This window comes from Halomonas qaidamensis, from assembly GCF_025917315.1.
In the GTDB taxonomy this organism is placed as follows: Bacteria; Pseudomonadota; Gammaproteobacteria; order Pseudomonadales; family Halomonadaceae; genus Vreelandella; species Vreelandella qaidamensis.
Genome location: NZ_CP080627.1, coordinates 1,212,838 through 1,236,069, shown reverse-complemented (window position 1 = coordinate 1,236,069; position 23,232 = coordinate 1,212,838). Strand labels below are relative to the sequence as shown.

At 53.4% G+C, this 23,232-nt stretch carries 19 protein-coding genes; 7 read left to right on the top strand and 12 right to left on the bottom strand.

From position 1 onward, the window contains the following. Nucleotides 1-2: 2 nt before the first annotated feature. The 3 genes from prpC to K1Y77_RS05775 are packed head-to-tail and all read right to left on the bottom strand — an operon-like array spanning nucleotide 3 to nucleotide 2,873. Nucleotides 3-1,130, bottom strand: a complete 1,128-nt coding sequence (prpC, locus tag K1Y77_RS05785) for a bifunctional 2-methylcitrate synthase/citrate synthase (RefSeq protein ID WP_264430800.1) — start codon at nucleotides 1,128-1,130, stop codon at nucleotides 3-5. 59 nt (nucleotides 1,131-1,189) lie between these two features. Then, nucleotides 1,190-2,086, bottom strand: coding sequence for a methylisocitrate lyase (prpB, locus tag K1Y77_RS05780; RefSeq protein WP_030070289.1), 897 nt, complete (start codon nucleotides 2,084-2,086; stop codon nucleotides 1,190-1,192). A gap of 43 nt (nucleotides 2,087-2,129) precedes the next feature. Continuing rightward, nucleotides 2,130-2,873, bottom strand: a complete 744-nt coding sequence (locus K1Y77_RS05775) for a GntR family transcriptional regulator (RefSeq protein WP_030070288.1) — start codon at nucleotides 2,871-2,873, stop codon at nucleotides 2,130-2,132. A gap of 252 nt (nucleotides 2,874-3,125) precedes the next feature. Between K1Y77_RS05775 and pabB the strand changes: the two genes are divergently transcribed. Next, nucleotides 3,126-4,484 (top strand): aminodeoxychorismate synthase component I, encoded by a 1,359-nt coding sequence (gene pabB, locus K1Y77_RS05770; RefSeq protein WP_264430797.1) that lies wholly within the window; start codon nucleotides 3,126-3,128, stop codon nucleotides 4,482-4,484. A 115-nt stretch (nucleotides 4,485-4,599) separates the two neighbouring features. Continuing rightward, nucleotides 4,600-5,220 (top strand): phosphoadenosine phosphosulfate reductase domain-containing protein, encoded by a 621-nt coding sequence (locus tag K1Y77_RS05765; RefSeq protein ID WP_030070286.1) that lies wholly within the window; start codon nucleotides 4,600-4,602, stop codon nucleotides 5,218-5,220. Nucleotides 5,221-5,323: 103 nt separating this feature from the next. Here the strand turns inward: K1Y77_RS05765 and cysB are convergent, their stop codons facing one another. Then, nucleotides 5,324-6,298: an HTH-type transcriptional regulator CysB gene (gene cysB / locus K1Y77_RS05760; protein ID WP_030070285.1), complete on the bottom strand. Its 975-nt coding sequence runs from the start codon at nucleotides 6,296-6,298 to the stop codon at nucleotides 5,324-5,326. A 343-nt stretch (nucleotides 6,299-6,641) separates the two neighbouring features. Between cysB and trxA the strand changes: the two genes are divergently transcribed. Continuing rightward, nucleotides 6,642-6,965: a thioredoxin gene (gene trxA, locus K1Y77_RS05755; protein ID WP_016914369.1), complete on the top strand. Its 324-nt coding sequence runs from the start codon at nucleotides 6,642-6,644 to the stop codon at nucleotides 6,963-6,965. 229 nt (nucleotides 6,966-7,194) lie between these two features. Here trxA and K1Y77_RS05750 read toward each other — a convergent pair whose 3' ends face one another. After that, on the bottom strand, nucleotides 7,195-8,295 hold the full coding sequence (locus tag K1Y77_RS05750; RefSeq protein WP_030070284.1) for an AI-2E family transporter: 1,101 nt from the start codon (nucleotides 8,293-8,295) through the stop codon (nucleotides 7,195-7,197). Between the two features lie 192 nt (nucleotides 8,296-8,487). Here K1Y77_RS05750 and K1Y77_RS05745 point away from each other — a divergent pair, with 192 nt between their 5' ends. Next, nucleotides 8,488-9,321, top strand: a complete 834-nt coding sequence (locus K1Y77_RS05745) for an SIMPL domain-containing protein (RefSeq protein WP_030070283.1) — start codon at nucleotides 8,488-8,490, stop codon at nucleotides 9,319-9,321. Here K1Y77_RS05745 and serS read toward each other — a convergent pair. Continuing rightward, nucleotides 9,260-10,537 carry a serine--tRNA ligase gene (serS, locus tag K1Y77_RS05740; RefSeq protein ID WP_030070282.1) on the bottom strand — a complete coding sequence of 426 codons (1,278 nt, stop codon included), beginning with the start codon at nucleotides 10,535-10,537 and terminating at the stop codon, nucleotides 9,260-9,262. The two genes, K1Y77_RS05745 and serS, sit on opposite strands and share 62 nt — an antisense overlap. Nucleotides 10,538-10,870: 333 nt before the next feature. Here serS and K1Y77_RS05735 point away from each other — a divergent pair, with 333 nt between their 5' ends. The 3 genes from K1Y77_RS05735 (at nucleotide 10,871) to ydiJ (ending at nucleotide 16,023) form a co-directional block, all read left to right on the top strand. Then, on the top strand, nucleotides 10,871-12,124 hold the full coding sequence (locus tag K1Y77_RS05735) for a dicarboxylate/amino acid:cation symporter (protein WP_030070281.1): 1,254 nt from the start codon (nucleotides 10,871-10,873) through the stop codon (nucleotides 12,122-12,124). A 115-nt stretch (nucleotides 12,125-12,239) separates the two neighbouring features. After that, nucleotides 12,240-12,830 carry a DUF4202 domain-containing protein gene (locus K1Y77_RS05730; protein ID WP_030070280.1) on the top strand — a complete coding sequence of 197 codons (591 nt, stop codon included), beginning with the start codon at nucleotides 12,240-12,242 and terminating at the stop codon, nucleotides 12,828-12,830. An 88-nt stretch (nucleotides 12,831-12,918) separates the two neighbouring features. Continuing rightward, nucleotides 12,919-16,023, top strand: a complete 3,105-nt coding sequence (ydiJ, locus tag K1Y77_RS05725; RefSeq protein WP_264430776.1) for a D-2-hydroxyglutarate dehydrogenase YdiJ — start codon at nucleotides 12,919-12,921, stop codon at nucleotides 16,021-16,023. A 47-nt stretch (nucleotides 16,024-16,070) separates the two neighbouring features. Here ydiJ and trpC read toward each other — a convergent pair whose 3' ends face one another. The 6 genes from trpC to K1Y77_RS05695 all read right to left on the bottom strand — a co-directional run bounded on the left by trpC (nucleotide 16,071) and on the right by K1Y77_RS05695 (nucleotide 23,207). Next, on the bottom strand, nucleotides 16,071-16,874 hold the full coding sequence (gene trpC, locus K1Y77_RS05720) for an indole-3-glycerol phosphate synthase TrpC (protein WP_030070278.1): 804 nt from the start codon (nucleotides 16,872-16,874) through the stop codon (nucleotides 16,071-16,073). A gap of 7 nt (nucleotides 16,875-16,881) precedes the next feature. Further along, nucleotides 16,882-17,901 carry an anthranilate phosphoribosyltransferase gene (gene trpD, locus K1Y77_RS05715; protein WP_264430773.1) on the bottom strand — a complete coding sequence of 340 codons (1,020 nt, stop codon included), beginning with the start codon at nucleotides 17,899-17,901 and terminating at the stop codon, nucleotides 16,882-16,884. A gap of 36 nt (nucleotides 17,902-17,937) precedes the next feature. Beyond that, a complete protein-coding gene (locus K1Y77_RS05710) occupies nucleotides 17,938-18,543 on the bottom strand; it encodes an anthranilate synthase component II (protein WP_264018537.1) in 606 nt (201 codons plus the stop codon). Nucleotides 18,544-18,663: 120 nt separating this feature from the next. Next, nucleotides 18,664-21,471, bottom strand: coding sequence for a formate dehydrogenase subunit alpha (gene fdhF / locus K1Y77_RS05705; protein WP_264430771.1), 2,808 nt, complete (start codon nucleotides 21,469-21,471; stop codon nucleotides 18,664-18,666). After that, nucleotides 21,468-22,550 carry a complex I 51 kDa subunit family protein gene (locus tag K1Y77_RS05700; protein ID WP_264431428.1) on the bottom strand — a complete coding sequence of 361 codons (1,083 nt, stop codon included), beginning with the start codon at nucleotides 22,548-22,550 and terminating at the stop codon, nucleotides 21,468-21,470. The genes fdhF and K1Y77_RS05700 overlap by 4 nt, the downstream gene beginning before the upstream one ends. A gap of 9 nt (nucleotides 22,551-22,559) precedes the next feature. Beyond that, complete coding sequence (locus tag K1Y77_RS05695; protein ID WP_264430770.1) at nucleotides 22,560-23,207, bottom strand: NADH-quinone oxidoreductase subunit NuoE family protein; 648 nt, start codon at nucleotides 23,205-23,207, stop codon at nucleotides 22,560-22,562. Between the last annotated feature and the right edge of the window lie 25 nt (nucleotides 23,208-23,232).

The window sequence follows — 23,232 nt, the reverse complement described above, 5'->3', positions numbered from 1 at the left end:
GGTTAGTCACGCGCTTCGATGGGCACCCACTCGCTCTTCTCAGGGCCAGTGTAGTCGGCGCTGGGGCGAATAATGCGGTTATTGGCGCGCTGCTCGAACACGTGGGCCGCCCACCCTGTCAGACGGGACATAACGAAGATCGGCGTAAACAACTTGGTCGGAATATCCATGAAGTGATAAGCGCTGGCATGGAAAAAGTCCGCGTTGCAGAACAACTTCTTCTCACGCCACATGACTTCTTCACAGCGTACAGACACGGGGTAAAGCACGCTGTCGCCCACGTCTTCGGAAAGCTTCTGCGACCACTCTTTGATGATTTCATTACGCGGGTCGGACTCGCGGTAAATCGCATGACCAAAGCCCATGATTTTCTCTTTGCGCTCAAGCATACCGAGCATTTCACGCTCAGCTTCTTCTGGCGACGTCCAGTTCTCAATCATCGCCATTGCTGCTTCGTTAGCACCGCCGTGCAGCGGGCCACGCAGCGAACCAATCGCACCGGTAACACAGGAGTGCATATCGGAAAGCGTCGAAGCACACACACGCGCCGTGAATGTAGACGCATTAAACTCGTGCTCAGCATACAAAATCAGCGATACGTTCATGACGCGCGCATGCAACTCAGAAGCAGGCTCGCCACGCAGCATATGCAGGAAGTGGCCGCCTACCGAGGCATCGTCGGTTTCAGTATCAATACGAACGCCGTCGTGGCTGAAACGGTACCAGTAGCAAATAATGGAGGGCAGCACCGCCAGCAAGCGATCAGAGACATCTTGCTGCTGGTCGAAACTCTCTTCTGTTTCCAGATTACCCAGCATGGAGGTACCAGTGCGCATCACATCCATCGGGTGCGCGTCTTTAGGAATTTGCTCCAGCACGGTTTTTAGAGCGTCGGGTAAACCACGCAGCCCCTTCAGCTTGGTGATGTAGCTATCAAGCTCGGCTTGGTTAGGCAGCTTGCCTTTCAACAACAAGTAAGCAACTTCTTCAAACTTGGCCTTCTCAGCCAGCTCTTTAATATCAAAACCACGGTAGGTTAGACCAGATCCCGTTTTACCTACGGTACACAGGGCAGTGCTCCCGGCGCTTTGCCCACGAAGTCCTGCGCTGTTTTGCGGTTTGTCAGCCATGATGTGTCTCCTGTTAGCTCTTTTTATAGGTTTTAATTATCTAAATGGGTAAGCAGTCATTAAGCGTCTTTTTGCTCAACGAATAGCGCGTCCAGCTTTTGCTCGAAATCGTGATAATTCAAAAAGTCGTACAGCTCATCTCGGGTCTGCATAATGTCCACGACCTCTTTTTGATGACCGTTATCCAGAATGCTTTGATACACCTTCAGGGCGGCGGCGTTCATTGCACGGAAGGCAGAAAGCGGATAGAGCACCATACGGCAGCCCACCTCACCTAACTCCTGCTGAGAGAACAGCGGCGTCGCACCAAATTCAGTAATGTTAGCCAGAATCGGGGCGTTTACGCGCGTGCAGAATGCGCGATAGTCATCTAACGTGTGCACCGCCTCAGCAAAGATCGCATCAGCACCTGCTTCCACGCAGGCATTAGCACGTTCGATGGCCGCGTCTAGGCCCTCTTTCTGGAATGCATCGGTACGCGCAATCAGATAAAAATCAGGATCTAACTTGGCATCCGCTGCGGCTTTAATACGGTCGACCATCTCCTGCTGGGACACAATGGCCTTATTCGGGCGATGTCCGCAGCGCTTTTGAGCCACTTGGTCTTCAAGGTGAACGGCAGCAACGCCTGCGCGCTGCATCTCTTTAACGGTACGCGAAATATTAAACGCGCCGCCCCAGCCTGTATCAATATCTACCAGCAAAGGAACATCAGTGGCACCGCAGATACGATGCGCATCTTCCACCACGTCGTTCATACTGGTCATACCCAAGTCCGGCAAGCCAAAAGACGCGTTAGCCACGCCACCACCAGACAGATATATCGCTTGATGCCCTACCCGCTCGGCCATCATCGCAGTGTATGCGTTAATCGTGCCTAAAATTGGTAGAGGGCGGTTCGCTTCTAGCGCAGCACGAAAGCGAGCACCTGGCGTGAGAATAGATGAAGTGGACATTGACGTTGCTCCTTTGAAAAGCCTGGCGGATAGGCGTATCGAACTAATCCGCTGATGACGTTGTTTGTTGTTCAAGAATAGCGGCATAGCGGTCGGCGACGTTTGCGCGAGAAGCACTAACGTGACGACGCATCAGCAGCTCAGCGAGTTCGGCATCCCCGGCCTCAATCGCATCGACGATGCGATGGTGCTCTACAAAAGCGCGCTGAGGGCGTGAACCACTAGCACTAAACTGGGTGCGGTAAAGACGTACTAAATAGTAAAGATCATCACACAGCAGGTTCATCAGCATTTTATTGTGGCTGCCTTGAACAATGCGGTAGTGAAAATCGAGATCGCCTTCACGCTGGTAGTAGGCTTCACCACGCTTGAGATCTGCCTGTCCCTCATGGAGCGCAAGCACTTCTCGCAGCCCCTTGATCTCGTCGGCAGACATATGTTCCGCCGCCAAACGTGCAGCCATGCTCTCCAATGCTTCACGCACATCGAAAAGCTCAAGCAGCTCTTTCATAGAGAGTTTGACAACACGAGCGCCGACGTGGGGAACACGTTCAATAAGACGATGTGCTTCTAAACGCCGCATAGCTTCCCGCAGTGGGCCGCGAGAAATACCATACGTTTTAGAAAGCCCCGGCTCAGTAATTTTGCTGCCTGGCGCCAGTTCTCCACGTACAATAGCGTCTTGCAACTGATGAAATACCCGCTCAGCCAGCGTTCGAACTTCTGGCGAGACCTGATCATTGGGCGTATCAGCGGTTGATCGAGAAAGCGTAGTCAGTGAGGTCATGGCTAATTGTCGACAATTATGGGGTAGGAGAACTTTAGCCTGCCCTATTTGTGCCGTCAACTAGTCAAAATGCTCGATTTTATTCATCTTTCGTGTAACCCAGCATTTCACAACCACCTTAATGTCAACAATCACCCCTGCTTCGTTAATCAAATTTTACCCATCGTGAGAAATGCGTCGGCGTGTTCTGCTGGTGTCATCGATTAACGACCTCTAAAATGCACTGCCTTTCACTGGCCAGGCGATTGCTTCATGACATCGGCGTTGACCATTAAAGCCCTGCCCTACTCTCCTAACCCCTTGGAGACTTTTTCTTGTCTGCGACAACGCCCTGGGGCGGTACTACTTGATAGCGGCCGTCCTAAAGCAAGCGGACGCTATGACATTATTAGCAGCGACCCACTAGCCACGCTAGAAGTGTTGCCTAACGGCAAGACCGAGTTTCATTCAGCCCACATGCGACTTCCTGAAGCGCTGACAGGTGATATGGCGGCACAGCAGCAATGGATGCTTGAACAACTGCCGCGCACTGATATGAGCTGCGATCTGCCATTTTTAGGCGGCCTAATGGGTTACTGGAGCTATGACCTGGGTCGCAACCATCTTGCAATTCCCAGCCGTCATCCAAGCGTTACCCAACTACCGTTGGCACGCCTAGGGCTTTACGACTGGTGCATTACCATTGATCACGAAACCCAAACCGCTTGGCTCGTTGCTTGCGCTACTCGTCAGCAGCAGGTGCTGGAGTGGTTGGCATGCTCTCCTTCAACTACCGGTGAAGATTTCATACTCACCCAGCCATTTCAGGCCGAACTTAGCCAAGCGGATTACACCGAACGCTTTAATGCTGTTCAACGCTATATTCGTGCAGGGGATTGTTATCAAATCAACCTTGCCCAGCGCTTTACAGCGCGCTATCAAGGCGATGAATGGCAGGCCTACCTGCGCCTGCGTAAGGCAACGCCAACGCCTTTCTCAGGCTTTATGGCATGGAAAAACCAAGCTGTGCTGTCGCTTTCTCCCGAACGCTTTCTTCAGTGCAGAGAAGGCGTGGTGGAAACGCGCCCGATCAAAGGCACACGACCAAGGGGGCAAACACCGGAAGAAGACCAGACGCTTGCCGAGCAGTTATTGAACAGCACCAAAGACCGTGCGGAAAATGTCATGATTGTTGACTTACTGCGCAATGATTTAGGCCGGGTATGTGCACCAGGGTCTATTCGTGTGCCACAGCTATGTCAGCTAGAGAGCTATCCTAACGTGCATCACTTGGTTAGCGTGGTCCAAGGGCAGCTTGCCAAGCATCGCTCGCCGCTCTCACTGCTCACTGCCGCTTTCCCCGGTGGCTCTATTACTGGCGCACCTAAAATACGCGCCATGCAAATTATCGACGAGCTTGAACCCTGCCAGCGCAGTGTCTATTGCGGAAGCCTAGGCTACATAGATATCCGGGGCAGTATGGATACATCGATTGCAATACGAACCATGGTAGCTGATGCAGGTACGCTGCATGTTTGGGGCGGCGGGGGCCTGGTCGCCGACTCAAAAGCAGAAGAAGAGTACATCGAAACACTGGATAAGATTCGTCATCTCATTAGCGCATTGGAATAACCAGCAAATTTTTTAAATCAAAAAGAAATATAAAAGCCAAACCAAACGGTATTGGGGCTAAGCACCCTCTCTTTGATAGCCTAGTGTCATACTTGACCTTATGACAGGAGGCAGCATGTCTTCAGCGCTTGATGGCATTAACCGTGATTTTGCCAATAACCCCCAAGACCTTATTGAATGGGCGTTTAACCAAGGCAAACGCCCTATTTGCACCACCAACTTTCGTCCGTTTGAAGCGGTAATTCTGCATATGGTGACTCAGGTACGCCCAGATATACCGATCGTATGGATGGATAGCGGTTACAACACAGCGGCCACCTATCAGTTTGCCGATGCACTCATTCAGCGCCTCAATTTAAACATGGTGAGCTTTATTCCCAAGAGAACCCGTGCTCACCGAGAAGCACTTGAAGGGCCAATGCCAAGTATTGACGATCCACGCCACGCGGCTTTTACCCAAGAAGTAAAAATTGAGCCGTTTGAGCGAGCGCTGAGAGAAATGCGACCTGACGTCTGGTTTACTGCACTCCGAGCAGAAGACACCCCAGAACGGGCCAAAATGCAGCCTGCCAGCCGTAACAGCGATGGCCTTTTAAAAATCGCCCCGCTATTACAATGGACAGCAAAAGAAATGTACTACTACCTTGAAGCTCACGGCCTGCCTAACAACTTTGACTACTTCGACCCCACCAAAGTGGAAGATAAGCGCGAATGCGGCCTGCATTTACAACACTGAAAATGAAAGGTAGGTGGTAAATGGTGAATAGCGCGCAAGCTTCTTGCAGCTGGCGTGCTATCCATCTCATCATCTAATGCTCTTGTTGGTGCTCTTGGTATTCTTAGTGCTCAGGAAGATCGATCTCTTTAAACAGCTCATGTTCAAAACGTGGGCCTGCTAGCAGCGCTTCATCGACTAAATCACGGGTAAGGTGAGGCGCAAAGCGGGTTAGGAAGTCGTACATATAGCCGCGCATGAAAGTGCCACGACGGATTCCAATTTTAGTCGTTGAGCTAGCAAACAGATGACTTGCATCCAGCGCTACCAAGTCTTCATCTAGCACTGGGTCAACTGCCATGTGGGCGACAATGCCAACGCCCATCCCCAGGCGCACATAGGTTTTAATCACGTCAGCATCGGCGGCGGTTAATACCACATTAGGCGTTAACCCCTGTGCTTTAAACGCATCATCTAACTGCGAACGACCGGTAAACCCAAACACATAGGTTACCAGCGGGTGTTCAGCCAACGCTTGGAGCGTCAGCGGCTTATCAATTGATGCAAGTGGATGATTTTTGGGCACCAGTACACAGCGATTCCAACGATAGCAAGGCAGCAGTATCAGATCAGTAAATAGCTCTAGTGATTCTGTAGCAATAGCAAAATCGGCTTGGCCTTCACTGACCATTTGGGCAATTTGCTTCGGCGTACCCTGCTGCATATGTAACGCCACATCAGGATACTTAAGCGTGAATTCACTGATGATGGGGGGCAGCGCATAACGTGCCTGGGTATGGGTGGTAGCAATCGACAAACTGCCCCGCCGCTCGTCACTGTGTTCTTGGGCAACTTGTTTGATATTCTCGGTCAGCTTTAACACCTGCCCGGCCAACTCGATGATTGAAAGCCCCGCAGGGGTGACACGAGTAAGGTGCTTTCCACTGCGTGCAAAAATCTCGACGCCTAGCTCATCTTCTAACAAGCGTATTTGCTTAGAAATTCCAGGCTGCGAGGTAAACAAACTCTGCGCGGTGGCTGACACATTCAGATTATGTCGATTGACTTCCCAGATATAGCGAAGTTGCTGTAGCTTCATATCCCTCACCTTATTATCTATGCAGGAAGCACATTGACGCGCATCCTCACGCTACTGTCGATTTGCCTCACCCAAAAAGTATTTTGGATAACACGCCTCATGCATACAATTTTGAATAAAAAATCTTCTTATAATTCACTTATAGTATAAAAAATAGACGTTACGAACACCCCTTAATTTTTAATCATTGTTGTCAAAACGGCATAGGAAATTTGCCAGCACTCTCCGCGCCCGCTAACATCTGCCAACTTGGCGCGGTGAAAGTGCGCTAGTAAAACGCGTAATGACCGTTGCTCCATTTGAGGCAACGAAACAGTAAGAGCAACGCAAACAGGAGAAACACATGGCTAACAATGTTGATGTCACCAACGCCAATTTTGAGCAAGAAGTCCTCAACGCCGAACAGCCAGTCCTGCTGAAGTTTTGGGCCCCCTGGTGCGGTCCCTGTAAAGTAATGGCACCTGTGGTTGATGAAGTTGCTGCAGAACGTGGTGATAACTTAAAAGTGGTTAGCGTGAACGTTGACGATGCGCCTGAAATTGCAGCAGAACAAGGCGTGCGCGGCGTTCCTACCGTGATGCTATTTAAGTCCGGCACGAAAGTAGCTTCGCTAGTAGGCGCCCAATCTAAATCTCAGCTAACCCAGTTTATCGATCAAAACGCCTAACCCGCGCTAAGGTTACCGCTGGCACAGCCAGCGGTAACCCTTTTGTATCCCTATCAATTCTTATATCCCTATCAATTCTTATATCCCTATCAATTCTTATATCCCTATCAATTCTCGTATCCCTATCATAAACACAGCCCATTTGTTGCGTACTTTTTATTTTCTGCGCATTGGCAGGGGCAAACGCTTTTTCAGCAGGTATTTAAACAGCATTACTGCTTACTAGTGGCTACTCCTGTCGCCGCTTCCAAGGTGGGAGTCGCGCATCACCAAAACGTTTTCGGCGCTGCCCTCCCGGCCCCAATAAATGGGCAATCCAGCGAGTTTGGGGGTGGCTATCTAAAGCAATTTTCAACGTCATCGTCAATACTACCGACAACAGCATCCCCGCAGCCCCAAAGATCCATCCCCATACAACCAACGAAAGAAACGCAACAAACGTCGACAACCCCAACGCTTGCCCCATCACTCTTGGTTCAATCAAGTTACCTAAAACAAAGTTAATTACCAGATAAGCCGAAGCGAGTAAAATTGCCTGCAATGCTCCACCATCTTGAGATACCAGCAATAGTAGTACGGGAGGAATCGCCGCCAAGGCTGAACCGATATTGGGGATAAAGTTGAGCGCAAAAGCCAGCACCCCCCACAACAGCGGGAACTCTACCCCCACCATTAAGCAAGAGAGCCACACCAACACCCCAGTGGCTAAGCTAATCACTGTTTTCACCGCCAAGTAGCGCTTCAGCGTTAAGCTAAACTCGCTAAATCGCTTTAGGCTTGGGGCAGGATTCTCAAGCGCGCGCGATACTTTATCTCGAAAGTTCAGCGTTTCAAACAGCATGAAAATTACCAACAACCCAATAATACTACCCTGCATAAATAGGTTGCCAATCTCGCCTAATAATGCGGTCACCCATGACCCATCGTCTTCCATTGCAAACATATTACTGAGCTGATCAGGATCAATAGCGAGCCCACGACTAGAGAGCGCATTCAACAAATCCCAATAGTGCTCATACAGACGCGACTCAATATCCGGCAATGCCTCTACAAAGGTGCTAAAGCTGTTCACTACCAGCAGGCCAATTAAAGAAATAAAGCCCAACAGCACCATCAAAGTCAAAAAAGCAGAGGCCCGCATGCTTAGGCCAACACGGTGAAGCCACTGGACAGGTGACGTACATACAACGGCAATAAATACTGCCAGCAAAAGAGGCACCAACAGATCAGCCCCTGCTTTCATACCCGCAACAATCACCACCAGCGCGGCAAGCGCCAAGGTCGCATTTAAGGGAATACTGCGATAATCCTCGTCCGACAACTTCGACATAGCCTTTTCCTTAGCATGTTATCCCTACATCATGGCTGCTTGGGCAATATTGCACAAACCATGACAACATTAAGCAACTGTTTTTCGTCTACTCTTAGTCACTGAACTTTATTGCACTTCACCCTTCCAAGCATCGTCATAACATAAGTTAGTTAACTCTAATCATTGGCTCTCTCAGCAAGGAAGTGACCTATGTCTTCAGTTCCCCACTCTCTCAAACGTTTGCGCTATGGCGTGATTGGCAGTGCCCTTTTCGCGCTATTAGCAACATCTACAGCTAATGCTGCTCCTGCCACACCGCCCAGCTTAAATGTTCAGGCCCAGTCATGGGTGGAAGTAGAGCCCGACAAAGCCACTCTCTCGGCACGATTGTGGGAAAACACCCCAGCGGTCTCTACTCTGGAAGACACCGACAGTGACGAGCTAAGCAATGCCCGCGAACGACTTGAAAAGCGTGCCAGCGAGCTAATTAAAGCTATGGAGGAGATCGGCATTGAACAGCGTGCTATCAACGCTGGGTCGCTTAACATCTACCCTGAACATGTCGCAGGCCCGCGCAATAATAACGACGAACAAGAAACGTTAATACGCACCCGTTTAGAGCGTCCTTTCAGTGTTGAGCTTACCAATATAGGCCAGTTAGGCGAGGTATTTGACGCCCTGATAGGTGCCGGTGTAAACACACTGGATGGCGTTCAGTTTGACCTGCAAGACCGCGATGCGGCTACCGATGAAGCGCTTACAAAAGCACTTGAAAAAGCCCGCCATAAAGCAGATTTGATGGCCAGCACACTGGGCGTAAGACTTGGTCAAGTACAGCGCATTGAAGAAACCCAAGCCCCCATCTTCCAGCCCCGCATGATGGCCATGCGCGCCGAGAGCGATTCGATGGGTAGTGGTTCAGCTAGCGACTACCGCCCCGGCACCATTCGCATTGATGCCGGGGTCAACGTCGAATGGACGCTTAGAGGGCAAGACGCTCGAGCCCGCCCAGGTAGGATCGCAGGGGAGCAGGAACAGCAATAGAGCCATCTGCCTGCTGGTGGTTTTCAAGTACCGCCAGCAGGCAACGCCCCACCGCCAACCCAGAGCCGTTCAATGTATGCAGTAACTGTGGCTTTTTGACATCAGGATGACGGAAGCGCGCTTGCATACGTCGTGCCTGGAAATCTTCACAGTTAGAAATAGAAGAAATTTCCCGGTACGTTTCTTGACTAGGCAACCACACTTCCAAATCGTAGGTCTTCGCCGCCCCAAAGCCCATATCGCCGGTACACAGCGTAACTACGCGGTAAGGTAATTCCAGCGCCTGCAAAATTGCTTCAGCATGGCCGCGCATCTCTTCCAGCGCTTCATAACTCTTTTCTGGCTCGACGATCTGCACCATTTCTACTTTATCGAACTGGTGCTGGCGGATCATGCCTCGGGTATCGCGCCCGTGAGAGCCTGCTTCACTGCGAAAGCACGGTGTATGGGCAGTCAGCTTCATTGGCAAGGCTGTCTGATCGACAATTTCATCACGCACGAAGTTGGTTAACGGCACTTCCGAGGTCGGAATAAGATGATATTCCCGCTCGTCATTAAGCTTAAATAAGTCTTCGCCAAACTTCGGCAACTGCCCAGTGCCCATCAGCGAATCACGATTCACCATATACGGCACGTAACACTCTTCGTAACCATGCTGCTCGGTTTGAGTATCCAGCATGAACTGCGCCAGCGCGCGGTGCAGGCGCGCAATCGGCCCACGCATCACTGCAAAGCGCGCTCCGGTCAACTTAGCCGCTAGCTCAAAATCGAGATAGCCGGACCTCTTACCAAGATCCACATGGTCCAGCACCTCAAAATCAAATTCACGCGGTGTGCCCCAGCGGTGAAGTTCAACATTATCGTCTTCGTTCTTGCCTTCCGGCACACTCTCATGGGGAAGGTTAGGAATGCCGCTAATCGCGTCGTCCCACTCTTCCTGCACTTCGGCCAGTTCTTTCTTGGCGTTATCTAAACGCTCGCCTAAATCGCTCACTTCATCCAGCAACGGCTGAATATCTTCACCGTTAGCCTTCGCCTTACCAATCGCTTTTGAGCGCATATTACGCTCGTTTTGCAGCTGCTCGGTCTGGGTCTGCAACTCACGACGGCGCGATTCCAGCGCTTGTAATGCCGCTTTATCGAGTTCGAAGCCCCGCCGGGCCAGTTGTTGCGCAGTCGCATCAAGATCACCGCGCAGCAGTTTCGGATCGAGCATGAGTTATCCCTTGGCCTGAAATCAGTGGAACACGGCAGCACCGCCCGTGATGTAAGACGACTATTGTAGGCAAAAGCACAAGGCACGGCTATGGGGAGAATACCGGGGAGTTATTAACTGAAACAGCACATTACAAAAAGTAGATTGGAAAACGATACCAAGGGTTAGTTTGCTCAATAAAAGCATCTTCTAGGACATATGCTCCCCCTCACCACACTGTATGTGCTATTACCAATCGGCATAAAAACATTGGTTCACTAGTCAAAACTGATAGAGTGCCCGCCAATCTGTAGCGCGAAACACTGATAATGGACGTTAAACAGGAGAAACATAGTGCAAGAAACAGCGAAAAAGGGAAAATTTGCTTGGTGGCGTAGAATCGCGCTGTGGAAAAAAATTTTGGTGGGGTTGGCACTAGGGGTATTAGCTGGGGCACTACTAGGTGAAACCGCTAGCATCTTTAAGCCACTCGGCGATATTTTCATTAATGCCATAATGATGCTGATTGTCCCCCTAGTGTTCTCGACGCTGGTAGTGGGCATTACCTCAATGCGTGACCCGCAAAAAATGGGACGCATTGGTGCGCGTACCATTACGCTGTATTTGATCACCACCGCCTTTGCTATCAGCATTGGTCTACTGCTTTCCACCCTGTTACAGCCAGGGGTTGGCGTCAATTTAAGCTTTGATACAGAAGTGGCTGCAAACGAAGCTCCCTCCCTAATCTCTATTTTAGTTAACTTGGTGCCACGCAACCCTCTCGACGCCCTGGCTAATGGCAACATTATGCAGATCATTGTATTTGCCATTGGCTTAGGTATTTCGCTAACGCTGATTGGCGAAAAAGGCGAGCCGGTTATGAAGGTTTTCGATAGCTTTGCTGAAGCTATGTACAAGCTTACCGGGATTGTCATGGCCTTTGCGCCTTTTGGTGTATTTGGCTTAATCGCTCACGTTTCAGGCCAGTACGGCTTAGAAATTCTGTTGCCACTGGCTAAACTGATCGGTGTGGTGTATCTCGCCAGCATTCTGCATGTGCTAGTGGTTTATTCTGGCTTTATTTCACTCCTTGGCCGCTTAAACCCGGTGCGCTATTTGCAAGGCAGCTTGGACGCCATTGTGGTGGCATTCTCCTCTGCCTCGTCTGCAGGCACGCTGCCGGTGTCGATTCGCTGTGCGCAAAAAAACTTAGGGATTTCAGAAGGGGTATCTGGCTTTGTGCTGCCAGTGGGCGCAACGATTAACATGGACGGCACCGCCCTTTACCAAGGCGTAGTAGTGCTGTTTATTGCCCAAATGACCGGCACCGATTTAACCATGATGGATTACGGCATGATTGTGGCCACCGGTACGTTGGCCTCGATTGGTACCGCGGGCGTTCCTGGCGCAGGCCTGATAATGCTGTCGATTGTAATGGCACAAATTGGCCTGCCCCTGGAAGCCATTGCAGTGGTTGCCGGTATTGACCGAATTCTAGATATGGCCCGCACCAGCGTAAACGTGGCGGGTGATTTGATGGTCACAACTCTCGTGGGCAAAAGCGAAGGTGAACTAAACGAAGAGGTTTATAACAACAGCCGCGCATAGACTCACTATCAATATTACTTAGCGCCTGCGTTCTTTTGTGCGGCAGGCGCTTTTTTTATGGCCTGCTACTATCCTGTTAGCATGTTGGCAATACCCACTCACCATGCGAACCCTTATGCCAACTGCCTTTGAACAAACCCTAACGGCCATTGATGCGCTTCACGCTCAAGATCCGCGCCAAACCACTCTTGTCGATGACACTACCCTGCCCCAGGAACTTGCCTACGCCCAGCGTATGAGCCATTGGCTTGATCCGCTGCAAAACAACCCCAATGAACTGCTGCGTTTGGCGGTACGCGCCCAGCATCTCCAACGCTGGTTGGTGCCGCGCAGCGATTACCCTGAAGGGCGCATTGGCTATTTGTCCTGGCGTCGCGATCAGAGCGAGCGCGCTGGCAACACTACTGCCCAACTGATGCGCGACGCTGGTTACAGCGTTGCAGACGCCGAACGAACCGCAACCATTATCCGTAAGAAAGGCCTAGGTCGCGACGCCGATGTGCAAGCACTGGAGGACTGCGCCTGCCTGGTATTTTTAGAAAACTACTTTGCAGATTTCTCGCGCAAGATTGACCAACAGCACATGGTGCGCATTGTGCAAAAAACCTGGGGCAAGATGTCTCCTCAGGCACATACACTTGCCTTGGCGCTGCCTATGAACGAGCCCTGTGCTGCGCTGGTAAAAGAAGCGCTGGGCGATGCATAAACCTCACCTCCAGGATGCAGAGCCGTGGTAGCTGCGGTAAAGTAGCGCAATCCCCTATCCGCTCCCAGCAGTGACGGCTTGATCAACTATGATTGCATCTTTGGATTCGCGTACGGCCCCGTTTAAACGCCTGAGCACGCATTACGTGCGTTTTCTAGACGCCTTGCGCGCTCGTGGCTTTGAAGGCGAAATTGCCCCGGACTATGCCAACCGCACGGTGCTGGCAACGGATAACTCGATTTACCAGCGCTTGCCCCAGGCTGCGGTGTTTCCTAAACATGCGGAAGACCTTGAGCGCCTCGCTAAATTGGCTGCTGAGCTGCCCCATCGCGATATCGTGCTCACGCCTCGGGGCGGCGGCACGGGCACTAACGGCCAGTCGTTGACCGACGGTATCGTGGTGGATGTGTCCCGCCATATGAACCAGATTTTAGAGATCAATGTAGAGGCACGCCGGGTACGCGTTCAGGCGGGCGTGGTGAAAGATCAGCTCAACGCGGCATTGAAGCCCCACGGGCTGTTTTTTGCACCGGAGTTATCCACTTCTAATCGCGCCACCATCGGCGGCATGATTTCCACCGATGCCAGCGGCCAGGGCAGTTGTGAATACGGTAAAACCCGTGACCACGTGCTGGAACTGGACACGGTTTTGCTGGGGGGCCAGCACTTGCACAGCCGTGCGCTTAGCGCTGACGAGGAGCAGCAGGCTGTTGCGCAATCCGGCATTCTTGGTCATGTGCATACCACCGCCGCTGAGATTATTGACCAGCAGCGCGAGTTGATTGAAGCGAAATTTCCGCCGCTCAACCGCTGCTTAACCGGCTACGATTTAGCTCACCTGCGGGAAGCGCAAGGCCAACTGAACCTGAACAGCCTGCTGTGTGGCTCGGAAGGCTCGTTAGGCTTTTTGAATGAAGCAGTATTGAACGTACTGCCGATCCCGAAGCACTCAACGCTAGTGAATGTGCGCTATGCCAGTTTTATGGAGGCGCTGCGTGATGCCAAAGCCCTCATGACCGCCAGCGCTCGCCCTACCTCGATTGAAACCATCGATGACACCGTGCTGCAGCTGGCCATGGAAGACTTTGTCTGGGACAGCGTGGCAGAGTTTTTCCCCGCCACCGGCCACACGCCAATTCGGGGCATTAACCTGATCGAGTTTAATGACGATGATCCTGAGCGTTTGGCGGAACGGGTTCGCTCCTTTACCGAGCACCTTGGCCGCGATGTGACCGTCGAGCGCTTAGGCTACACCCTGGCCGAAGGCCGTCCTCAGATTCAAAAAGTCTACGCTATGCGTAAACGCTCGGTGGGTTTGCTGGGTAACGTGCAGGGCGAAAAGCGCCCGATTGCGTTTGTGGAAGACACCGCCGTCCCGCCGGAACACCTAGCTGACTTTATCAGCGAGTTCCGCGCCGCGCTGGATGCTCGGCAACTTTCCTACGGGATGTTTGGCCATGTGGATGCGGGAGTGCTGCACGTGCGCCCGGCACTGGATATGAAAGATCCCCAACAGGAAAAACTGATTCGTGAGATTTCCGATGAAGTGGCGGCTCTCACTCAGAAGTACAGTGGGCTGTTATGGGGCGAACACGGCAAAGGCGTGCGTTCTGAGTATGGCCCTAAGTTCTTTGGTGAACTCTACCCCAGCCTGCAGCGCGTCAAAGCCGCGTTTGATCCTCATAACCAGCTGAACCCTGGCAAGATTGCATCGCCTTCTGACAACACTACATTAATCGCCAAAGACAGCGACCCTGATCTGTTAACGGTCGATGGCGTCACTATGCGCGGCCAGTTGGATCGCACCATTGATGAACGGGCGTGGCAGGCCTATGACGCCGCGGTGTACTGCAACGGCAATGGTGCCTGTTACAACTACGATGTTGATGACCCCATGTGCCCTTCCTGGAAGGCCACCCGCGACCGCCGTCACTCTCCCAAAGGCCGTGCCAGCTTGATGCGTGAGTGGCTGCGCCTGCAGTCTCAAGCGGGCATCGATGTGGTGGAAGAGTCGCGCAAGAAGAAAGCCGAAAACGGCTGGGGCTTTGTTAAAAGCTTCCCCCGCCGGGTGATGAACACCGTTAGTAAACAGCAACACCACGACTACTCTCACCAAGTTTACGATGCCATGGCGGGCTGCTTGGCGTGTAAATCCTGTGCGGGCCAGTGTCCGATTAAGGTCAACGTGCCGCAGTTCCGTTCGCAGTTTTTAGAGGTCTACCACGGCCGCTATTTACGCCCGCTGCGCGATTACATCATCGGCGGCACCGAATTCATGTTGCCCACCCTTGCCAAGGTCGCGCCGCTATATAACGCCCTACTCAACCAGCGCTGGGTAGACAGTCTGATGCGCAAAGGGTTGGGAATGAGCGACTCCCCGCAGCTTTCACGTGCCAGCGTAAAGAAACAGCTAAGGGCTTGGGGCGTTGCGGAAGCCACTCCCACCTCGCTGGTACTGCTTACCGAGCAGCAGCGCGCCAACAGCGTGATTATTGTCCAGGACGCCTTCACCAGCCACTTCGAAGCCAAGCTGGTGATGGACGTGGTGGAACTACTGTCGCGGTTGAATCTGCGGGTGTTTGTGATGCCGTTTTCTGCTAACGGCAAACCGCTGCACGTGCAGGGCTTTTTAGGTGCCTTTGAGCGCACGGCAGAAAAACAGGCCAAGCGCCTGCGGGCGTTGGCAGAGTTTGAAGTGCCGATGGTGGGTATCGACCCTGCCATGACGCTGACCTACCGCCAGGAGTACATCAAAGCGCTAGGGGTAGAGCAAGTGCCTAACGTGCTGATGCTACAAGAGTGGCTAGCCACCCGCATTAACACGCTAGCGCCTAGCCAACTGAACTTAACCGACCCAGGCTTTAAGCTGCTGTCTCACTGCACCGAAAAGACTAACGCACCAGGCAGCCCCAAAGCCTGGCAACAGGTGTTTGCGGCGTTTGGTTTAGAGCTGGAGTTAGCCACCACGGGCTGTTGCGGGATGTCCGGCACCTACGGACATGAAACCCGTAATGTCGACACTTCTAAGAAGATCTACGCCCAGTCCTGGCAGCCCCAGGTGGAAGCCGAGGAAAACGCGGGCAAGCTACTCGCCACCGGCTACTCCTGTCGTAGCCAGGTGAAACGCTACTCAGCACAAACGTTGCACCACCCGCTTCAAGCGCTGCTTGGGTGCTTAAAGCGGGCAGGCTAGTGCATGCTATTAACGTTTCAAACAACTAACGTTTCAAACAATGTCAGTTAAAAGAAGAGACGCTTGAGGGCCTGACCCGGGTCCTCTTCGCGCATGAAGGCTTCACCGACGAGGAAACCATTCACGTCATGGTCACGCATAAGTTCCACGTCATCCCGAGTTTGGATGCCGGATTCCGTGATGATCGTGACGCCTTCAGGGATTCGCGGCAGAAGATCTAAGGTGGTGTTAAGGCTGGTATCAAAGGTATGCAAATTGCGGTTGTTAATACCCACCAGCTTTAAATCCAGCGCCAGGGCTCGCTCAAGCTCAACAGCGTCGTGCACCTCGACGAGTACATCCATGCCTAACGCATTGGCTTGCTGATGCAGATCACGCAGCTGGGCGTCGTCTAGGGCAGCGACAATCAGCAAGATGCAGTCTGCACCGATAGCTCGCGCCTCGGTCACCTGGTAGCCATGGGTAATAAAATCTTTACGAATCACGGGCAGATCGCACGCATCGCGGGCGGCGATCAGAAAGTCTTCATGACCCTGAAAAAAGTCTGCATCGGTCAATACGGATAGGCATGCTGCGCCGCCTTCGGCATAGCTTTTGGCAATATCCGCAGGATGAAAATCTTCACGCATGACGCCTTTAGAAGGCGAGGCTTTTTTAATTTCAGCGATGACTGCTGCGTCGCCTGCGATAATGCGGGCATTCAGCGCGTCGATAAAACCACGGGGAGCACTCTGCTTTTCAGCCAGCGCCAGCAGGTCTGCCTCGGTTACCGCCTGCAGGCGCTCTGCGACTTCTTCGTCCTTTCGGGCCAAAATGCGCGTTAAAATAGTTGGCGTTGCCTGGTCAGTCATTGGATTTTTATCCTTTAAAGACGCTAGTAAAGTGCGAAAGCTCTTTTAGCTTTTCAAGCGGCAGTTTAGAGGCTTGAGCATCCTGCGCGACTAATACGCCCTCATTTAAGTTATCCGCTACGCCTGCGCAATAAAGCGCCGCGCCAGCATTGAGCGCCACCATATCAGCAGCCGCTCCTTCACCACTTAGCGCAGATTTTACTAACCGCAGGCTGTCTTCTGCACTGGTCGCTTTTAGCGCGGCAAGGCTTTGGCGCTCAATACCCAACTCTTCTGGGGTAATGGTGTATTCAGTAATGTTGCCATCTTTCAGTTCAGCCACCCGCGTGGGTGCAGCCAACGAAATCTCATCTAAACCATCTTCAGAGTGCACCACCAGCACGTGACGACTGCCAAGCTTTCGAAGCACTTCCGCCATTAACGGCACTAGCTCAAGCGAGTACACGCCCAGCACTTGATTAGGTGCTCCGGCAGGATTAGTTAAAGGGCCAAGGATGTTAAACAGCGTGCGCACGCCCATCTCCCGGCGCGGACCAATAGCGTAGCGCATGGCCGGGTGATGGTTGGGGGCAAACATAAAGCCCACACCGACCTGCTCAATACAGCGCGCCACTTGCTCAGGTTTGAGATCAAGGTAAATACCGGCGATATCGAAAAGGTCTGCACTGCCCGAGGATGAAGAAACGCTGCGGTTACCATGCTTAGCCACATGAGCGCCCCCAGCGGCCGCCACAAAGCTAGCCGCCGTAGAAACGTTAAACAGGTTCGCACCATCACCGCCGGTACCGACAATATCTACTACGTTATCGGTATGTAGCTCTACCCGCTTCATTAGCTCGCGCATAACCTGGGCCGCCGCGCTAATTTCCTCGGCGCTCTCGCCTTTCATGGCCAGCCCCACCAGCAGGCCACCAATTTGCGCATCGGAGGCTTCGCCGGTCATGATCTGGCGCATTAGCGCGTGCATTGCATCGAAAGAGAGGTCTTCGCGGCGCATTACCGCATTAATTGCATCTCGCATTTGCATGAACAGAAAAGCCCCTAAAGCGTATAAATTTGGCAGTTAGCCGCGTGTTAAAAAATTGGCCAATAACGCATGGCCTTGGCGCGTGAGAATCGACTCAGGATGAAACTGTACCCCTTCAACATCCAGGGTACGATGACGAAAGCCCATTATCAGCCCTGGCGTAACATCATCGTCTGCGGTCCAGGCGGTGACTTCAAAACACTCCGGCAAGCTTGCTTTATCTACCACTAACGAGTGGTAACGGGTCACTTCTAGCGGGTTTTCAAGCCCGTTAAATACCCCTTGCCCACCGTGCACAACAGCAGACGTTTTGCCATGCATCACCTGGGGTGCACGCACTACCCTACCACCGTAAACCTGGCCAATCGCCTGATGCCCAAGACAAACGCCCAAAATAGGCAACTTACCCGCAAAGTGAGCAATCGCTGCCAGCGATACTCCCGCTTCATTAGGGGTGCATGGCCCTGGTGAAATAACTAAATGGGTAGGCGCTAAGGCGTCAATTTGTTCAAGGGTAAGCTCATCATTACGGTAGGTCACCACCTCGGCTCCCAGCTCGCCGAGGTACTGGACGATATTGAACGTGAAGCTGTCGTAATTATCGATCATCAACACACGTTGCACTGCCTGCACTTGTGCCATCGCCCCGCTTACTCCATCACATGAATCAAACCACTTTGCAGAGATGATACCCCAACCCAGGCACCACTTGCAGGGACAAGGGGCGTATGACGCATTCACATTTTATTTAGAGGGTACTAACTAGGAGCTCACTAGAGGTGCTAACCGACACGCCGCGTATTTGAACTCCGGTATTTTGCCGTAGGGATCAAGCGCTGGGTTGGTCAGCAGGTTGGCTGCCGCCTCTGCATAAGCGAACGGCACAAACACCATGCCATCAGGAATTTTTGAGTCCATTCTGGCGGTTAGCGTAATCGTGCCGCGTCGCGTTGTGATCGTCAGCTTTTCTCCTGGTACAACGCCTAAGCGATTTAACTCGCCTGGGGAAAGACTGGCCACAGCGTCTGGCTCCAGGGCATTTAATACGTGGCTGCGCCGAGTCATGGAGCCGGTGTGCCAATGCTCTAGTTGCCGACCAGTGGTTAATACCGTGGGGTAAGCGTCATCTACCGGTTCGTCTGGCGGTAACGGGCGCGTAGGGGAAAATTTAGCTAACCCACCTTTGCGTGGAAAGGCGTCGCTGAACACCACATCCTGGCCAGGTAAATCTTCCGCTGGGCAGGGGTACGTTACCGAGCCTTCCCGCACCAGCCGCGCCCAGCTGATGTGATTAAACGACGCCATACTCTGCTGCATCTCTACGAACACTTCCTGAGGGTGGGCATAGTTCCAGCCAAGCTCAAAGCGCTTGGCAATCTCCTGGATAATCCACCAATCGGGCTTGGCATCTCCCGGTAGCGGCAGCGCCGCGCGGCCTAACTGCACCTGGCGGTTGGTGTTGGTCACAGTGCCGTCTTTCTCAGGCCAGGCGGAAGCTGGCAGAATGACATCGGCAAACTGGGCGGTTTCAGTGACGAACAAATCCTGCACCACCAGATGTTCAAGTTTGCCAAGGGCGGCTCTGGCATGAGTCAGGTCTGGATCAGACATAGCGGGGTTCTCACCCAGGATGTACATACCGCGCACACTCCCCGCGTGGATAGCATCCATGACTTCGACCACCGTCAGCCCTGGTTCGGCACTGAGCGGGGTATTCCACAGCTCTTCAAAAGCAGCCCGCAATTGGCGATCCCCCACCGGCTGATAGTCGGGCAACACCATGGGAATAAGCCCCGCATCGGATGCGCCCTGCACATTATTTTGTCCGCGCAGCGGGTGCAGACCAGTGCCTGGGCGGCCTGTATGACCGCACGCCAGCGCCAATGAGATCAGACAGCGCGCGTTGTCGGTGCCATGGGTATGCTGAGAAATGCCCATGCCCCAGAAGATCATCGCTTTCTCAGCGCTGGCGTAGCGCCGCGCCACCTCGCGAAGAGTCTCTGGCGCGACGCCACACAGCACGCTCATGGCTTCAGGAGTGCTATGGGCAACGCTGTTTTTCAATGCCTCAAAGCCTTCGGTATGCGCTTGAATATAGGCGTTGTCATACAGCTCTTCGGCAATAATGACGTGGAGCAGCGCGTTGAATAACGAGACATCGCCGCCTGGCGTAAAGCGAACGCTCAGGCTAGCGTAAGCATCTAATGCCTGCCCGCGAGGGTCGAGAATAATAATCTCAGTGCCGCGTTTGGCAGCTTGCTTGAAGAAGGTGGCCGCGACAGGATGGTTTACCGCTGGGTTACAACCCGTCAGGATCACCACGTCTGCTTCCAGAGCCTGCATAAACGATGCCGTTACCGCCCCAGACCCCAGGCACTCCATCAGCGCAGCGACAGAACTGGCGTGACACAGCCGGGTGCAGTGATCAACGTTATTGCTGCCAAACCCCGTACGCACCAGCTTCTGGAATAGCCAGGCTTCTTCATTGGAGCATTTAGCGCTGCCAAAGCCCGCCAAGGCTTCTGGGCCATGGGCGGCCTTGAGGTTCCTTAAGCCGCTGGCGGCCACGTCGAGTGCTTCTTCCCAACTGGCCTCGCGGAAATGACTGAGCGGCTTGGCAGGGTCAAAGCTTGGGTCGAGACCTTTAGCCACTCCCGGTTTGCGCAGCAGCGGCTTGGTTAGCCGTGCCAAATGGCTAACGTAGTCAAACCCAAAGCGCCCTTTCACGCACAGACGACCCTGGTTAGCAGGGCCGTTGCGCCCTTCTACATACGCCAGGGCGTCGTTATTCATATGGTAGGTAAGCTGGCAGCCCACGCCGCAGTAAGGGCAAACGGAATCAACCTGTCGCTGACTGTGTGAATCGCCGTGGCCAGCCGAATTCACCAACGAGGCAGGCATCAGCGCTCCCGTCGGGCACGCCTGAACACACTCGCCACAGCCAACACAGGTGCTATCGCCCATCGGGTCGTTAAAATCAAACACCACCGTGGCTGCCGCGCCGCGCTGAGCCAGGCCAATCACGTCGTTGCTTTGCACCTCACGGCAGGCGCGTACGCACAGGTTGCAGGTAATACAAGCGTTTAAATTAACCTGCATGGCGGGATGGCTGGTATCTGGCTGTTGAACTGACGGCGCCACCACCGCGTGGCTAACAGGGGTTTTCCGGCGCGGTGGCAGCCATGCCTTAACAGCATGTTCATCCACTGAAAGCTGCTCGGCAGTCTTCCAAAAATGGCTGGAACGGTCGGGGCTTTCCGCTCGACTGGGCTGATCCGCCATGAACAGCTCCAGCACGGTTTCACGGGCCTGCACCGCGCGGTGAGAGCTTGCGCTGCGCACCACCATGCCCGGCGCTGCTTCACGTATACAGCTGGCCGCCAAGGTGCGCTCGCCGTCAATCTCGACCATGCAAACACGGCAGTTACCATCGGCACGGTAACCTGGAGCCTCTTTGAAACAGAGATGGGGGATGGTTTCTCCTGCGCGCTTGGCCACCTGCCAGAGGGTTTCACCGGCATAAGCAGTCACTTCGTGACCATCCAGCGTTAGCGCAAATTCAGTACTCATGGCGCGCCCCCTTCCACCGCATCGCTGACAATAACCTGCTGCTGGGCAAGCGCCGGTCGAAAATCTTTTAGCAGCCCAAGCACAGGATTCGGTGCAGCCTGGCCTAACCCGCAGATCGACGCGTCCTGCATTACTTGGGCCAGCCGAGTCAGCGCCTGTACATCCCAACGCTCGCTTTCAAGCAGGCTCAACATCTTTTCAGTGCCTACCCGACAGGGCGTGCACTGGCCACAGGATTCATCTGCGAAAAAGGCCAACAAATTAGTCGCAACGGCCTGTAAATTATCGTGCTCAGAGAGCACGATAATCGCCGCCGAACCGATGAAGCAGCCGTGAGCATTCAGGGTATCGAAATCCAACGGAATATCCGCCTTGCTGGCGGGCAAAATCCCCCCAGATGCGCCGCCAGGAAGGTAAGCGGCAAGGGTGTGCCCTTCTGCCATGCCACCGCAATACTCATCAATCAGTTCACGCAGGGAGATTCCAGCAGGCGCGAGATACACACCCGGCTTGTTGACTCGACCGGAAACGGAAAAACTGCGCAGGCCACTTCGCCCATTGCGCCCGTGCTCAGCAAACCATGCTGCCCCCTTTTTCCAAATGCGTGGTATCCAGTAAACCGTTTCAACGTTATTGACCAGCGTCGGGCGGTTGAACAGCCCTTGCTGAGCCACATAGGGCGGCCGATGGCGAGGCTTGCCAGGTTTACCTTCTAGAGACTCAATCAGCGCCGACTCTTCCCCACATATATAAGCCCCTGCACCACGGCGCATGACGATAAGCCCTGGCTGTACGAGCTTGGCCTCTTCAAGCTCGGCAATCGCTTCATGCAGCACGCGGTGAAGCCCAGGGTATTCATCGCGCAGGTAAATATAGAGTCGCTCGGCATCTATTGCCCAGGCGCTAACCAGCGCACCTTCCAGAAATTGGTGGGGGGCTTTTTCAAGGTAGAAACGATCTTTAAAGGTGCCGGGTTCACCCTCATCAGCGTTAATCACACAGTAACGCGGCCCTGCCCCTTGGCGCACCGCCTGCCACTTCTTAAAAGTGGGGAAACCCGCGCCGCCAAGTCCACGCAGCTGAGATTGCTATAAGAGTGTGCTCAGTGCATCGACGCTTACTTGGCCGCTGCGGCACTGGGCCAGCAGTTGAAAGCCGCCGGCTTGCTGATAAGCCGTTAGACGCTGCCACACAATCGCTTCTGGATGAAAGTGGCCGGTATCAACCACCGCCTCGACGCCATCTGCCGTGGCGTACAGCACGTGGTGATGGCCAACTTCAGCTACTGGGGCGTGGTTACAGCGGCCCATGCAGGGCGCACGTATGATCCGCACGCCGTCAGGGTCGACGCGCTCCTCAAGCGCTTGTTGTAACGCACTGGCGCCTGCCAGCTGGCAGGAGAGCGAATCACACACGCGAATAGTCGTAGCAGGCGGTGGCGCTTGGTGGTCGTGTACCACATCAAAGTGAGCGTAAAACGTCGCTGTCTCGTACACCGCTGCCATCGGCAGGTTCATGTAGGAGGCGAAGGCGCGTAGCTCGACCAGTGATAAATAACCGTGAGCATCCTGAATAGCGTGCAAGTGTTCTATTAATAGGTCGCGGCGTTTAAGCGTGGGGTTGCAGCGCTCATCTCCCAAGAGGTCGCGTAGCGCTACTAGCGCCACAGGTGCCACAGCGCGCCCCTGAGGGAAACCACGACGTCGGCGTGAAGTCATACCAGTTTGTGAAGTCATTACACACTATCCAAAGGAGCTGTCT

What these genes read in the sequence shown, in the direction of transcription:
- prpC (WP_264430800.1), bottom strand. Translation starts at nt 1,130, where the DNA reads ATGGCTGACAAACCGCAAAACAGCGCAGGACTTCGTGGGCAAAGCGCC.
- prpB (WP_030070289.1), bottom strand. Translation starts at nt 2,086, where the DNA reads ATGTCCACTTCATCTATTCTCACGCCAGGTGCTCGCTTTCGTGCTGCG.
- K1Y77_RS05775 (WP_030070288.1), bottom strand. Translation starts at nt 2,873, where the DNA reads ATGACCTCACTGACTACGCTTTCTCGATCAACCGCTGATACGCCCAAT.
- pabB (WP_264430797.1), top strand. Translation starts at nt 3,126, where the DNA reads ATGACATCGGCGTTGACCATTAAAGCCCTGCCCTACTCTCCTAACCCC.
- K1Y77_RS05765 (WP_030070286.1), top strand. Translation starts at nt 4,600, where the DNA reads ATGTCTTCAGCGCTTGATGGCATTAACCGTGATTTTGCCAATAACCCC.
- cysB (WP_030070285.1), bottom strand. Translation starts at nt 6,298, where the DNA reads ATGAAGCTACAGCAACTTCGCTATATCTGGGAAGTCAATCGACATAAT.
- trxA (WP_016914369.1), top strand. Translation starts at nt 6,642, where the DNA reads ATGGCTAACAATGTTGATGTCACCAACGCCAATTTTGAGCAAGAAGTC.
- K1Y77_RS05750 (WP_030070284.1), bottom strand. Translation starts at nt 8,295, where the DNA reads ATGTCGAAGTTGTCGGACGAGGATTATCGCAGTATTCCCTTAAATGCG.
- K1Y77_RS05745 (WP_030070283.1), top strand. Translation starts at nt 8,488, where the DNA reads ATGTCTTCAGTTCCCCACTCTCTCAAACGTTTGCGCTATGGCGTGATT.
- serS (WP_030070282.1), bottom strand. Translation starts at nt 10,537, where the DNA reads ATGCTCGATCCGAAACTGCTGCGCGGTGATCTTGATGCGACTGCGCAA.
- K1Y77_RS05730 (WP_030070280.1), top strand. Translation starts at nt 12,240, where the DNA reads ATGCCAACTGCCTTTGAACAAACCCTAACGGCCATTGATGCGCTTCAC.
- ydiJ (WP_264430776.1), top strand. Translation starts at nt 12,919, where the DNA reads ATGATTGCATCTTTGGATTCGCGTACGGCCCCGTTTAAACGCCTGAGC.
- trpC (WP_030070278.1), bottom strand. Translation starts at nt 16,874, where the DNA reads ATGACTGACCAGGCAACGCCAACTATTTTAACGCGCATTTTGGCCCGA.
- trpD (WP_264430773.1), bottom strand. Translation starts at nt 17,901, where the DNA reads ATGCAAATGCGAGATGCAATTAATGCGGTAATGCGCCGCGAAGACCTC.
- K1Y77_RS05710 (WP_264018537.1), bottom strand. Translation starts at nt 18,543, where the DNA reads ATGGCACAAGTGCAGGCAGTGCAACGTGTGTTGATGATCGATAATTAC.
- fdhF (WP_264430771.1), bottom strand. Translation starts at nt 21,471, where the DNA reads ATGAGTACTGAATTTGCGCTAACGCTGGATGGTCACGAAGTGACTGCT.
- K1Y77_RS05695 (WP_264430770.1), bottom strand. Translation starts at nt 23,207, where the DNA reads ATGACTTCACAAACTGGTATGACTTCACGCCGACGTCGTGGTTTCCCT.